Here is a 12308-nt window from a genome sequence, read left to right as displayed (position 1 = left end):
CAGCAACCTCGCGCGAGGTTGCTGAGCCGCCGTCAGGTAGTAATTAGTGGGTCAGTGGATGAAGACGGCCACGATGACGTTGATCACCGCGAAGATGACGACGAGGTGAGCCATGGTCGCCGACGGGTTCTTCGTCGCTGTGGCGCCGCCCTCGGCAGGGGCAGCAGCGGCGAAGGCCTTCTGCTTCTTGTTCCCGATGAAGGCGAAGACCGTGACGAGGATCGCCACGACCAGCTTGATGCCGATCTTCATATGGTTGACGTCGCCATCGCCCATCTCGGCCAGACCCACGAGCAGCAGGCCGGTGACCAGCTGCAGATAGGACCCGTGCAGCATTCCGGGCATCACCTTGGGGGAGCGGATGACGGTGAAATAGCCGCCGACAATGATCGCCATACCCAGCAGATGCAGGGTCAGAAGAATCTCGCGTAGAATTTCCATACAGTTAATCGTAGTGGCATGATGGTGTCTCGTGAGCGCGGGCCCCTCTACTGGTGCACGCTGTTCCGCCCTGGTGTAATGGCAGCACGCCGGCCTTTGGAGCCGTGCAGTATAGGTTCGAATCCTATGGGCGGAGCTGGCCCAACCCGACATGCGAAGGATTCAACTATGTCGCAGACTCATCCGACCGCCGTCATCGTCCTGGCAGCGGGCCAAGGCACTCGAATGAAGTCGGCTCTTCCCAAGGTGATGCATCCCATCGGCGGACGCTCCCTGCTTCATCACTCCGTCGCAGCAGCGGCCGGAACCTCTCCCGAACATCTCGTCGTCGTCGTCCGCCACGAACGCGATCAGCTCGTCGCCCACCTCGACTCCCTTCCCGTGTCCTCCCAGCGGACCCTGCTCATCGCCGACCAGGACGAAGTTCCGGGCACCGGAAGCGCCACCGAATGCGCGCTGACTCAGCTGCCCGAGGACCTCACCGGAACCGTCGTCGTCACCTACGGCGATGTGCCGCTGCTGACCACCGAGACGATCACGGGCCTCGTCGAAATCCACGAATCCAACGCCAACGCCGTCACCGTCCTGTCCGCCGAGGTGGACGACCCGACCGGGTACGGCCGCATCATCCGCGACGAAGCCGGCTCCCTGCTGCGCATCGTCGAGCAGAAGGACGCGAACGAGACCGAGCGGGCCGTCCGTGAGATCAACTCCGGCATCTACGCCTTCGACGCCTCCGCGCTCAGGGAAGGCCTGGCCTCTCTGACCACTGACAACGCGCAGGGCGAGAAGTACCTCACCGACGTCATCGGCCACTCCCGGGAGGCCGGCCGCTCCGTCGCCGCCACCGCCACCGACGACCTGTGGCAGGTCGAAGGGGCGAACGACCGCGTGCAGCTGGCGAACCTCGGCAAGGAGCTCAACCGTCGCCAGTGCGAGAAGTTCATGCGCGCCGGAGTCTCCATCATCGACCCCGACACCACATGGATCGACGTCGACGTCTCCATCGCCGCCGATGCGACGATCCTCCCGGGCACCCAGCTGCTGGGCGCCACCGACATCGCTGCCGGTGCCACCGTCGGTCCCGACACCACGCTGAAGGACACCGAGGTGGGGGAGGGTGCCAAGGTCGTGCGCACCCACGGCGAACTCGCCGTCGTCGGTCCGAACGCCTCAGTCGGACCGTTCGCCTACCTGCGCCCGGGCACCAAGCTCGGCGAATCCGGAAAGATCGGCACCTTCGTGGAGACCAAGAACGCCGATATCGGCACGGGTGCGAAGGTGCCCCACCTCTCCTATGTCGGCGATGCCGAGATCGGGGAGGGCTCGAACATCGGAGCCGCCTCGGTGTTCGTCAACTACGACGGCGTCAACAAGCACCGCACCGTCATCGGCAAGCATGCACGCATGGGTTCGGACAATATGTATGTCGCCCCTGTCACCGTGGGCGACGGCGCCTATTCGGGTGCAAGCACGACGGTGCGCAAGGATGTCCCTGCAGGAGCGCTGGCCATTTCGGTGGCACCGCAGCGCAACCTGGAGGGCTGGGTCCAGACAAACCGTCCCGGCACGCCTGCAGCGCAGGCAGCCGAAAACGCATCCGAAGGGGAACGGATCAGTGAATGAGATAACGACGGCGGGCGATAAGAAGCTCGTCCTGGTCAGCGGTCGGGCGAATCCCGAACTCGCCGAACAAGTCGCGGAGAACCTGGGGACCGAACTCCTCCCCACCGACATCTACAACTTCGCGAACGGTGAGATCTACGTCCGCTACTCCGAGTCAGTGCGCGGCAGCGACGTCTTCGTCCTGCAGTCCCACTGCGCTCCCATCAACGAATGGCTGATGGAGCAGCTGATCATGGTCGACGCCCTCAAGCGGGCTTCGGCCAAGCGCATCACCGTCATCGCACCGTTCTTCCCGTACGCCAGGCAGGACAAGAAGCACCGCGGACGCGAGCCTATCTCCGCCCGCCTCGTCGCCGATCTGTACAAGACCGCCGGTGCCGACCGCATCATCACCGTCGACCTGCACACCGCGCAGATCCAGGGTTACTTCGACGGCCCCGTCGACCACCTCATCGCGATGCCGATCCTCGCCGGCTACGTCAAGGACAAGTACCCCGGCGACCTCGCCGTGGTCTCGCCCGACGCCGGACGCATCAAGGTCGCGGAGAACTGGTCGAACTCGCTGGGCGGAGTGCCGCTGGCCTTCATCCACAAGACCCGTGACATCACCCGACCGAACGAGACCAAGGCCAACCGCGTCGTCGGTGAGGTCGAGGGACGCACCTGCGTGCTCGTCGACGACATGATCGACACCGGAGGCACCATCGTCCAGGCCGCCGATGCCTGCATGGCTGCCGGCGCCAAGGGCGTCATCGTCGTGTCCACCCACGCCGTGTTCTCCGGCCCGGCCGTCGAACGCCTGTCGAACTCCGTGGCCGAAGAGGTCATCGTCACGAACACCCTGCCGCTGAGCGAGGACAAGATCTTCGACAAGCTCACAGTGCTCTCCATCGCCCCGCTCATCGCCCGTGCGGTGCACGAGGTCTTCGAAGACGGATCGGTCACGAGCCTCTTCGAGGTCTGAGTCCACAGGGTCTGAGACCACAGACTCTAAGACCACAAGGTCTGAAAGTGCGGCCGCCCCTACGAGGGTGCGGACACTGACGGAACCCCGCGTCGGCCACCGGCTCGGGGGTCCGTCGTATCCGGACCGAGTTCGCCCGCATCCGGCGAGTCCGATGCACCGGAACCGGGAAGTCCGGTGGTCCCGCACCCGGAACCCATCGTCGCGGTTGCCGTGAGGTCCTACACTGGAGGCAACGCCTAAGCGAAGGGATCAGGGACGATGTCCTCACACGATTACAACCGGTACCGCGTGGACGTCCCCGGAGGGCAGCTGTCCGTGGGAGTGTGGGAGCCGGTGGCCAGCGGCCCCGGACGCGTGCCCACCGTGTGCGTCATCCACGGCATCACCTCCAACCATCTGTTCTTCGCCGGCCTCGTCTCCGCCCTCCCCGGGGTCCGCATTATCGGCCCCGACCTGCGCGGACGCGCCGACTCCCGCACCCTGCCCGGTCCGTTCGGGATGGCCGCCCACGCACAGGATGTCACCGCCGTTCTCGACGCCTTCGCCCCGGAGGGCCCGGTCACTCTGGTCGGGCATTCCATGGGCGGGTTCGTCGCCATGACCCTGGCAGGCACGGCGGCTGAGCAGAACATCGATACCGGCGCCGAGGCGGCCAGGCGATTCCGCGGCCCCGTCCTCATCGACGGGGGACTTCCCCTGCCCGTGGGGCAGTCCCATGGAGACGGTCCCGTCGATGACCTTCACGACGAGGACCTCGACACCGATGACCTCATCGCCGCCGTCCTCGGCCCGGCCGCCGAGCGGCTGTCGATGACCTTCGGCAGCGTCGAGGAGTACTTGGCGTTCTTCGCCGCTCACCCCGCCTTCGTCGACGGCCTCGACACCGTGGCGACCGAGAGCTTCGTCTACGATCTGGCGGCCAAGGACGATCACTCGTTCCAGCCCTCGACCTCGGTCGAGGCGATGCAGGCCGATTCGGCGGACATGTACACCGGATCCGACTATCGTGAGGCCCTGGAGACGGTGATGGACAGCGACGACTCCCAGTCCGAGGTGGTCTTCCTCTTCGCCGAACGCGACCTCGTCGCCGCCGAACCGGGACTGTACCCGACGGAGCTGACCGAGGACTTCGCTCGGCAGTGGCCGCAGATGGACATCGTCGATGTGCCGGGGACGAACCACTACGACATCCTCCTCACCGAGACCGGAATCGACGCATGTGCCGCGGCCGTGACCTCTCGGATTGGTGCCGAAACGGACGGTGCCGTAGAATAGTCGGGTTGCCTCGGCGAGGGAGACTGATGTCTCCGTGATCGACGCGGTCCTGTCCCACGAACGTGAGCCCACTGGGTTCGAGGTTCGCGTGGGTACTCAGGCTGTTTCGCCGTGGTGCTCGAAGGTAAGTTCACCACGAAGGAGAGAAAATGGCTGACTTCAAACTTCTGGCCGAAGCTCGCAACGAGTTCGGCAAGGGCGCAGCGCGCCGCATCCGCCGCGCGGGACGCATCCCCGCTGTCATCTACGGTCACGGCGGAGAACCCGTGCACGTGTCGCTCGAAGGCCACGCCACCATGTTGGCTCTCAAGCACGCCAACGCACTGCTCGAGATCGAAAGCACCGACGGTTCGAAGAACGTCCTCGCCATCGCGCGTGACGTCCAGATCGAGCCCGTCCGTCGTAACATCGAGCACCTCGACCTCATCGTCGTCAAGCGCGGCGAGAAGATCGAGGTCGACGTTCCGATCCACGTCGTCGGAGAAGCCGCTCCCGGCACCATGGTCTCGCAGGAAGAGTCGACCATCGCCGTCAAGGCCGATGCGACCAAGCTGCCCGAGCTCATCGAGGTCTCCATCGAAGGCCGCCCCGCCGGCGAGCACGTCCTGGCCGGTCAGGTCGAGCTGCCTGCAGGCGTCGAGCTCATCGCCGACGAAGAGCAGCTCATCGTCAACGTCTCCGAAGAGATCGCGATGGACACCGAGTCCGACGCCGAGGAAGACCCCGAAGAGTCGACCGAGGAAGAGTCTGCTGAGGAGTCCGGTGCAGAAGAGGCTTCCGAAGAGGAGTGATCTTCTCTCCTCACTGCACTGAGGTGCAGTGAGGAGCACTGACTGACTACGCTGTTCGGTGGGTCGCCTGTTGTGGGCGGCCCACCGAATTCGTTTCACAGCGGAGAACCCCGGCACGTGTCTCGCCCACCGGCGAGCAAAAGCATCACCGCCCGGTTCGCGGGCATGGACAGGACGGACAACGACGGCAATGTCGAACGAAGCATGGTTGGTCTTCGGGCTGGGCAACCCCGGACCCAAATACGAAACGACCCGGCACAACATCGGACAGATGGTCATCGCCGAACTCGCCTCCCGCATCGGAACCACGCTGACGCGGACGAAGCTGCGCGCGAACGTCGGAACCGGGCGGCTGTCGACCGGCAGCGTTCCGGGACTGCCCGGCCCGCGCGTGGTCCTGGCCACCTCGACGGGATATATGAACGAATCCGGCGGACCGGTGCGCGCACTGGCCGACTTCTATGGAATCGATACCGACCGGATCATCGCCGTCCACGACGATGTGGATCTCGACTTCGACGTCATCAAGGCCAAACTCGGCGGGGGAGAGGGCGGGCACAACGGCCTGCGCTCGATGACCTCAGTGCTGGGCACGAAGGACTATCTGCGGGTCCGAGCGGGAGTCGGACGCCCGCCGGGACGACAGGACACCGCCGACTACGTGCTGCGCCCATTCATGAAGGACGAACGCACGACCCTGCCAATGTTCGTCTCCGACCTCGCCGACGGCGTCGAAGAACTCATCGTCAACGGACTCACCGACATGCAGCAGAAGTTCCACTCGCGCTGATCGGGTCTCGGACGCTGACAGGCGTCAGGCGCTGAAAAGCGTCAGGCCGTCTTCTGCTTCTCCGGGCGACGGTGCAGCCACCATGCGGCGAAGATGCCGCCGGCGAATCCGAACAGGTGACCCTGCCAGGAGATGTCGTTGGTCTGCGGGAGCATGCCGAAGATCATCGATGCACCGTAGGTGACGAAGATGAACAGGCCGATGGCGAAGTAGATGATCTTGCGCAGAAGGTCATCGGTGAACCAGGTGCGCAGGGCGAGGTAGCCGAAGAATCCGAAGACGATGCCGGAGGCACCGACGATGTGCTGGCCGGGCAGAGTCGTCAGCCACGCGCCGAGCCCGGAGCTCAGTGCAGTGATGCCCGTGACGGTCCAGAAGCGCCGCTTGCCTTCGAACGCGATGACGACGCCGAGGACGAGGAACGGGAAGGTATTGGCCAGGAGATGGCCGAATCCCGAGTGCAGCAGCGGCGAGGTCACCAGGCCGTAGAGCGAGAGCGGATTCCACGACTGCAGACTGAAGAAGTCGAGGTCGGCGGGGAGGATCGCATCGACGATCTCGACGACCCACATGACCGCGAGCAGAATCAGCACCGGAGCGAACCGGGAGAGCAGATGCGGCCGGTCGACGGTGGTGTTCAGGTGTGCGACAGGCGGATTCGCGGAACGGCCGGAGCGGGGAGATCCGGAGTCGGCGGAGTCAGGGCCGAAGAGGAGGCGGGATTCCTCGGCGGAGAAACGGGGGGAGTGGTCGGAGCTCATGCCTCAATTGTGGGCGATGAAGATTGGAGAACCCCGAACATCCGGGCCCTGCGAGCAATCGTGATCGTTCCGTTAGGCCCGTTATCGCCTCGAAATCTTCTCGGCCGGACGCGACCTGTCCCGACCTATCTGTTCTGCGGGGCGGCTGTGGTCGATCCGAGCGATTCGCCGTCCGCGTCGAGAGCTTCCACGACGATCGTCGAACCGTTCGGGGTGATGTCCGCCGCCGTCTCGAAGCCGGTGCGCTCGACCTCGGAGTTCTCGACCAGATGCTCCTCGTCGTCTCCGCTGAGCACCCTCCAAGAAGCTACCTCGGTGGCGCCGTTCCAACTCATATGCACGCGTGTGATGTCCGCCTGCGGCTGAGACTTCGTCGCGGTCGGCGGAGCGGTCGGCTGGGCATGCCAGTCGAAACGGTAGGCCCGGTAGTTCGATCCGCCGGTGAAGGTGAGGTCGGCCAGCAGCTTTCCGTCCTTGGAGAATTCCGAGACATAGGGCTCCGAACCCCAGCCGAGGACGACATTGCCGTTGGGCAGCTCCTGGAAGTTCCCCTGACTGCCGACGAACGGTCGTCGGGGGCGGGATACTCCGTGACCACCTCGGCACGCTTCTTCTTCTCATCGACGTCGAGGCGCAGACCACGGGTGTCACCGAGGCGGGGTGCGGCGTGGTTGTCGAACAGGGTCAGCGTTCCATCGGATCGGCGTTGGGCATCGTGCTGCCAAGCGAACTGTGCGCCGTCGCCCATCTCGAAGTCCGAGGCCTTGCCGCCCAGGACCCAGTTGAGGTCGGCGCTCTTCCGGTCGAGCTGGTACACCGCATGGGTATTGCGCGCAGAGACGAGGAGAGCCCTGCCGTCATCGTCCTCGGCCACGGAGTTGAGGTGGATGTAGTCGAAGGGCTCGTCCTTCGTGCCCTCACCGTCCTTGAGTTCCGTCTCGGTCTGGTCGACGGGGACCGCATCGAGGGAGCGCCATTCGAACAGCGGATCGCCGGTGTCGATATCGACCTCCTGGACGATGCCCTCCCAGGCCCAGCCGTCCTCGGCTCCGCCGACTGAAGTCAGATCCGTCTGCGTCTTCACGTAGGAGATGAGGAACATGGTGTCATCGGCGGTGATCGTCGTCTCGTGGAGGTCGGAGGTGTCCTTGGGCAGCTCTCCGCCCATGCCGACACGGGCGATCTCCTGATACGAATCATCGAGGACGACGACCTCACCGGCGGTGTGCGGCGTTTCGGCCAGACCCTCCCACCACGTGAGCACCGGCTGTCCCTGGTACTCCTGGACGCGCAGGTCCCACATCTGCTCGCCATCATCGCGGATCCACACCGGGTCACCGGCGGCGTCGAGGATGAGGCCGCCGACCCAGGACTTGTCGTCGGCTGCCGTCTGGCCCTTCGGTGCGAGGAACGTCTGCAGGTCTCCGTTGTCGTCGGGGAAGGGCCCGGAGTCGATATCGACCTTCGGCGGGGCGAGTTCGGGGCGGGAATGGAAGTCCCACCGTTCGGCGACGGCGATGTCGTCATCGGCATCGGCCGTGCACCCTGTGAGCAGGAGCGCCGCTGCGGCCAATCCTGCAAGGACTGTTCTCTTCATGGCCATATGCTCATCCTCACATGTTTTTCTATCCTGCGCCCCTCGGCCGATGCGAACAGGGCACGAATGGGTCGTGTCAGCTGTGTGGCCTAGACTGTTCGGGTGCTCAACGGACTTGATCTCACTCGCCGGAATCCCACCATCACCGAACTCGTCGCGGCCTTCAACGACGCGAACACCGTCGGCGGCACGATCGATGCGATCAAGGGGCTGTGGCCGTCGATCCTGCGCCGAACCGTCACCACCGATGGGGCCGCCTCGGCGCCGCAGCTCATCGTCACCGCCACGACGCGTGAGGCCGAGGACCTCGCTCAGGCACTGGCCGATTGGGTGCCATCGGCGTCGATCGCGATCTTCCCCAGCTGGGAGACCCTGCCGCATGAGAAGCTGTCGCCGCGTTCGGACACTGTCGGCCAGCGCCTCGAGGTGCTGCGCCGTCTGGCCCACCCCACCTCCGGTCGGGAGCTGACTTTCATCATCGCGCCCGTGCGCGCGTTCCTCCAGCCCCTGGCCAAGGGCCTCGGCGACATCGAACCGGTCGAGCTCGCCGTCGGCGACGAATACGAGATCGATGACCTCGCCGAACGGCTCACCGAACTCGCGTACTCCCGCGTCGACATGGTCTCCAGACGCGGCGAATTCGCTGTGCGCGGCGGCATCGTCGATATCTTCCCGGCGACGTCCGAGCGGGCGCTGCGTGTGGAGTTCTTCGGCGATGAAGTCGACGAGATCCGCGAATTCTCCGTCAGCGACCAGCGCTCCATCCCCGCCGACGACGGCGACGTACCCCTGCACCTGTCGGCACCGCCGTGCCGGGAGCTGCTCCTGACCGATTCCGTGCGGAAGCGGGCGGCCGAACTCGCCGAGGATGTGCCCAGCGCCGCCGATATGCTCGACAAGATCGCCGGCGGAGTCGCCGTCGAGGGCATGGAATCGCTCACCGCCGTCCTCGCCGACGGGATGGAGCCGATCATCGCTCTGCTGCCGCCCGAGTCGAAGATCATCATCACCGAACCCGAACGCGTCGAGGCCCGCGCCGTGGACCTCGTGGAGACGACGAACGAATTCCTCGAAGCCGCCTGGACCGGTGCCGCCGGTGGGGGAGAGGCCCCGATCGACCTGTCGGCTGCGAGCTTCCGCACCGTCGCTGAGATGGAGGAGGGCGCTCGCCTCATCGGCCTGGCCTGGTGGGAGATCGGCGGATTCGCCGCCGACGAGGAGCTCGCGGGCCCCGAGGAGAACATCTTCTCCGTTCCCGCTCGCATCCCGAAGGGCTATGCCGGCGATGTCGAAGCGATCCTCGCCGACGTCAAGGGGCTCATCCACGACAAGTGGCGCATCCTGGTCCTCACGGAAGGCCAGGGGCCGGGCCGACGCATGGTCGAGGTGTTCTCCGAAGCCGGAGTGCCCGCCTCCTTCGTCGATGACCCCACCGATCTGCCCGAAGCCCTGGTGACCGTGACGACGGCCGCGTCCTTCGGCGGATTCGTCTTCGACGATCTCAAACTCGCCGTGCTCACCGAGGCCGATGTGCTCGGTCGAGCGGCGGCCACCTCGACGCGGGATATGCGCAAGCTGCCCACCCGCCGTCGACGCAACCAGGTCGACCCGCTCAACCTGGCACCCGGCGACTACGTCGTCCACGACCAGCACGGTGTCGGACGATTCGTCGAGATGACGCAGCGGACCACGGGCAGGGGTGCGAACAAGCACACCCGCGAATACCTCATCATCGAATACGCGCCCGCCAAACGCGGACAGCCCGGCGACCGCCTCTACGTCCCCAGCGATGCGCTCGACCAGGTCACCCGCTATGTAGGCGGGGAGAGCCCGAACCTCAACAAGATGGGCGGCGCCGACTGGCAGACGACGAAGGCGAAAGCCCGCAAAGCCGTCAAGGAGATCGCCGGGGAACTCATCCGCCTGTACTCCGCCCGCCAGGCCACGGTCGGCCATGCCTTCGGTCCGGACACCCCCTGGCAGCGCGAACTCGAGGACGCCTTCCACTATGTCGAGACCGCCGATCAGCTGACCACCATCGACGAGGTCAAATCCGACATGGAGAAGACCGTGCCGATGGACCGTCTGATCTGCGGCGATGTGGGTTACGGGAAGACGGAGATCGCGGTCCGCGCCGCGTTCAAGGCGATCCAGGAAGGCAAACAGGTCGCCGTGCTGGTGCCGACCACACTGCTCGTCCAACAGCACTATGAGACCTTCGCCGAACGCTACTCGGGATTCCCCGTCACCATCGGCGCCCTCTCCCGGTTCCAGACCAAACAGGAATCGGAGAAGGTCAAGGAGGATCTGGCCGACGGCAAGCTCGACCTCGTCATCGGCACGCACCGACTGCTCAGCGGCGAAGTGCGTTTCAAGGAACTCGGACTCGTCATCATCGACGAGGAGCAGCGCTTCGGAGTCGAACACAAGGAGACGCTCAAGGCGCTGCGGACGAACGTCGACGTCCTCGCCATGTCAGCGACCCCGATCCCGCGCACCCTGGAGATGGCCGTGACCGGCATCCGCGAGATGTCGACCCTGGCCACACCGCCGGAAGAGCGGCACCCGGTGCTGACCTATGTCGGCAAACGCGAGGACAAGCAGATCAAGGCCGCGATCCGACGCGAGCTCATGCGCGAAGGCCAGGTCTTCTACATCCACAACCGGGTTCGCGATATCGAAGCCGTCGCCGGCCATATCGCCGAAATGGTGCCCGAAGCGCGGATCGCCATCGCCCACGGCAAGATGAACGAGACCCGACTCGAACAGGTCATCGTCGACTTCTGGGAGAAGAAGTACGACGTGCTCGTGTGCACGACGATCGTCGAAACCGGAATCGACATCGCCAATGCGAACACCCTCATCATCGACAACGCCGACCGCTACGGACTCTCTCAGCTCCACCAGCTGCGCGGTCGAGTGGGACGCGGACGCGAACGCGCCTACGCCTACTTCCTCTACCCGCCGGACACTCAGCTGACCGAGACCGCCCACGACCGGCTGACGACCCTGGCCGCGCACACCGAACTGGGCGCCGGAATGCAGGTGGCGATGAAGGACCTCGAGATCCGCGGAGCCGGCAACCTGCTCGGCGGCCAGCAGTCGGGGCATATCGAAGGCGTCGGCTTCGACCTCTACGTCCGACTCGTCGGTGAGGCCGTGGCGAAGTTCCGCGGTGAGGAGACCGAGCCCGAGGCGGACATGCGCATCGAACTGCCCGTCGACGCCCACCTGCCGGCCGACTACGTCGACCACGAACGGCTGCGCCTCGAGGCCTACCGGAAGCTCGCCGCGGCAACCGACGAAGCACAGCTGCGGGAAGTCCTCGACGAACTCACCGACCGCTACGGCCCCTATCCGGAACCCGTCGGCGTCCTCGCCGACGTCGCCAGGCTGCGCATCCGCGCCCGAGCATCCGGCGTCAACGACATCGTCATGCAGGGCAACTTCATCCGCTTCGGACCCGTCGAACTCTCCGACTCCCAGGTGGTCAGGCTCAAACGCCTGTACCCGAAGTCGCTGCTCAAACCGGCGCTGCGCTCGGTCCTCGTGCCCAAACCGATGGCGGGCAGCGGATTCGACTCCAAGGAGATGACCGATTCGGATATCCTGCGGTGGGCACATCAGTTCCTTGACGCCATCCTGCCCGTCATCGAGTCCGAAGCGACAGGGACCAAGGAAGCCGGTGCTGCGAAGGACGGTTGAGAACTCTTCGACTGTTCAGCGCTGACCGGACCACGGACCAAGGCGGTGGCGTAGAGTGCGAAGCGCGGAGACATCCGCAGCAAGTGCATTTCACTCAGCCGTCTGCTAAGGAGATTCACCATGGGTGTTGACGACAAGTTCGAGAACAATGCCGAAGAACTCGGCGGTCGTGCCAAGGAGACCATCGGCGATGTGACCGGTGACGATCAGCTCAAGGCCGAAGGCGCCACCGACCAGCTCAAGGCCAAGACCAAGGACGTCGGCGAGTCCGTCAAGGACCTCGGCTCATCGGTCAGGGACAAATTCTCGAAGTGACCGACGACTCGGCCCTCACCGCTGCTGTGGTGGGGGCTTT

The 12308-nt window shown here is 65.1% G+C and carries 11 protein-coding genes and 1 tRNA gene; 8 read left to right on the top strand and 4 right to left on the bottom strand.

What is annotated here, in order from left to right:
- Positions 1-51: 51 nt before the first annotated feature.
- Complete coding sequence (locus AC2W7L_RS07680; RefSeq protein WP_167194795.1) at positions 52-441, bottom strand: hypothetical protein; 390 nt, start codon at positions 439-441, stop codon at positions 52-54.
- A 64-nt stretch (positions 442-505) separates the two neighbouring features.
- On the opposite strand from AC2W7L_RS07680, the gene AC2W7L_RS07675 reads away from it, so the two are divergent.
- The 6 genes from AC2W7L_RS07675 (at position 506) to pth (ending at position 5890) form a co-directional block, all read left to right on the top strand.
- Positions 506-577: transfer RNA gene (locus AC2W7L_RS07675), tRNA-Gln, on the top strand.
- A gap of 32 nt (positions 578-609) precedes the next feature.
- Positions 610-2067: a bifunctional UDP-N-acetylglucosamine diphosphorylase/glucosamine-1-phosphate N-acetyltransferase GlmU gene (gene glmU / locus AC2W7L_RS07670; protein WP_486003968.1), complete on the top strand. Its 1458-nt coding sequence runs from the start codon at positions 610-612 to the stop codon at positions 2065-2067.
- A complete protein-coding gene (locus AC2W7L_RS07665; RefSeq protein WP_025777652.1) occupies positions 2060-3031 on the top strand; it encodes a ribose-phosphate diphosphokinase in 972 nt (323 codons plus the stop codon). Before glmU ends, AC2W7L_RS07665 begins: the two co-directional genes overlap by 8 nt.
- Before the next feature lie 261 nt (positions 3032-3292).
- The gene (locus AC2W7L_RS07660) at positions 3293-4309 is read left to right on the top strand and encodes an alpha/beta fold hydrolase (protein ID WP_486003967.1); all 1017 of its coding nucleotides are present in this window, start codon (positions 3293-3295) and stop codon (positions 4307-4309) included.
- Between the two features lie 149 nt (positions 4310-4458).
- Positions 4459-5100: a 50S ribosomal protein L25/general stress protein Ctc gene (locus tag AC2W7L_RS07655; protein WP_486003966.1), complete on the top strand. Its 642-nt coding sequence runs from the start codon at positions 4459-4461 to the stop codon at positions 5098-5100.
- 190 nt (positions 5101-5290) lie between these two features.
- Positions 5291-5890 (top strand): aminoacyl-tRNA hydrolase, encoded by a 600-nt coding sequence (gene pth, locus AC2W7L_RS07650; protein WP_101545171.1) that lies wholly within the window; start codon positions 5291-5293, stop codon positions 5888-5890.
- A gap of 41 nt (positions 5891-5931) precedes the next feature.
- Here the strand turns inward: pth and AC2W7L_RS07645 are convergent, their stop codons facing one another.
- The 3 genes from AC2W7L_RS07645 to AC2W7L_RS07635 form a co-directional block, all read right to left on the bottom strand.
- Entirely contained in the window at positions 5932-6651 is a 720-nt protein-coding gene (locus AC2W7L_RS07645; protein ID WP_486003965.1) for a rhomboid family intramembrane serine protease, read from the bottom strand.
- Positions 6652-6776: 125 nt separating this feature from the next.
- Complete coding sequence (locus AC2W7L_RS07640) at positions 6777-6986, bottom strand: hypothetical protein (protein WP_486003964.1); 210 nt, start codon at positions 6984-6986, stop codon at positions 6777-6779.
- Complete coding sequence (locus AC2W7L_RS07635; protein WP_486003963.1) at positions 6983-8248, bottom strand: arylsulfotransferase family protein; 1266 nt, start codon at positions 8246-8248, stop codon at positions 6983-6985. Before AC2W7L_RS07635 ends, AC2W7L_RS07640 begins: the two co-directional genes overlap by 4 nt.
- A gap of 102 nt (positions 8249-8350) precedes the next feature.
- Here AC2W7L_RS07635 and mfd point away from each other — a divergent pair, with 102 nt between their 5' ends.
- Together mfd and AC2W7L_RS07625 are read left to right on the top strand one after the other, a co-directional pair.
- Entirely contained in the window at positions 8351-11953 is a 3603-nt protein-coding gene (mfd, locus tag AC2W7L_RS07630) for a transcription-repair coupling factor (RefSeq protein WP_486003962.1), read from the top strand.
- A 120-nt stretch (positions 11954-12073) separates the two neighbouring features.
- Positions 12074-12268, top strand: coding sequence for a CsbD family protein (locus AC2W7L_RS07625; protein ID WP_062241540.1), 195 nt, complete (start codon positions 12074-12076; stop codon positions 12266-12268).
- Positions 12269-12308: the final 40 nt, after the last annotated feature.

The sequence above is a fragment of the Brevibacterium sp. LAARM3_SD1 genome, from assembly GCF_057364765.1.
Note: the sequence above shows the minus strand (reverse complement) of the source record. Positions and strands in the feature narration are given on the sequence as shown.

Bases quoted from the DNA above. Each gene is read 5' to 3' on its own strand.
- AC2W7L_RS07625 (WP_062241540.1), top strand. From the start codon at position 12,074: ATGGGTGTTGACGACAAGTTCGAGAACAATGCCGAAGAACTCGGCGGT.
- pth (WP_101545171.1), top strand. From the start codon at position 5,291: ATGTCGAACGAAGCATGGTTGGTCTTCGGGCTGGGCAACCCCGGACCC.
- AC2W7L_RS07645 (WP_486003965.1), bottom strand. From the start codon at position 6,651: ATGAGCTCCGACCACTCCCCCCGTTTCTCCGCCGAGGAATCCCGCCTC.
- AC2W7L_RS07635 (WP_486003963.1), bottom strand. From the start codon at position 8,248: ATGAAGAGAACAGTCCTTGCAGGATTGGCCGCAGCGGCGCTCCTGCTC.
- AC2W7L_RS07655 (WP_486003966.1), top strand. From the start codon at position 4,459: ATGGCTGACTTCAAACTTCTGGCCGAAGCTCGCAACGAGTTCGGCAAG.
- AC2W7L_RS07660 (WP_486003967.1), top strand. From the start codon at position 3,293: ATGTCCTCACACGATTACAACCGGTACCGCGTGGACGTCCCCGGAGGG.
- AC2W7L_RS07640 (WP_486003964.1), bottom strand. From the start codon at position 6,986: ATGAGTTGGAACGGCGCCACCGAGGTAGCTTCTTGGAGGGTGCTCAGC.
- glmU (WP_486003968.1), top strand. From the start codon at position 610: ATGTCGCAGACTCATCCGACCGCCGTCATCGTCCTGGCAGCGGGCCAA.
- AC2W7L_RS07680 (WP_167194795.1), bottom strand. From the start codon at position 441: ATGGAAATTCTACGCGAGATTCTTCTGACCCTGCATCTGCTGGGTATG.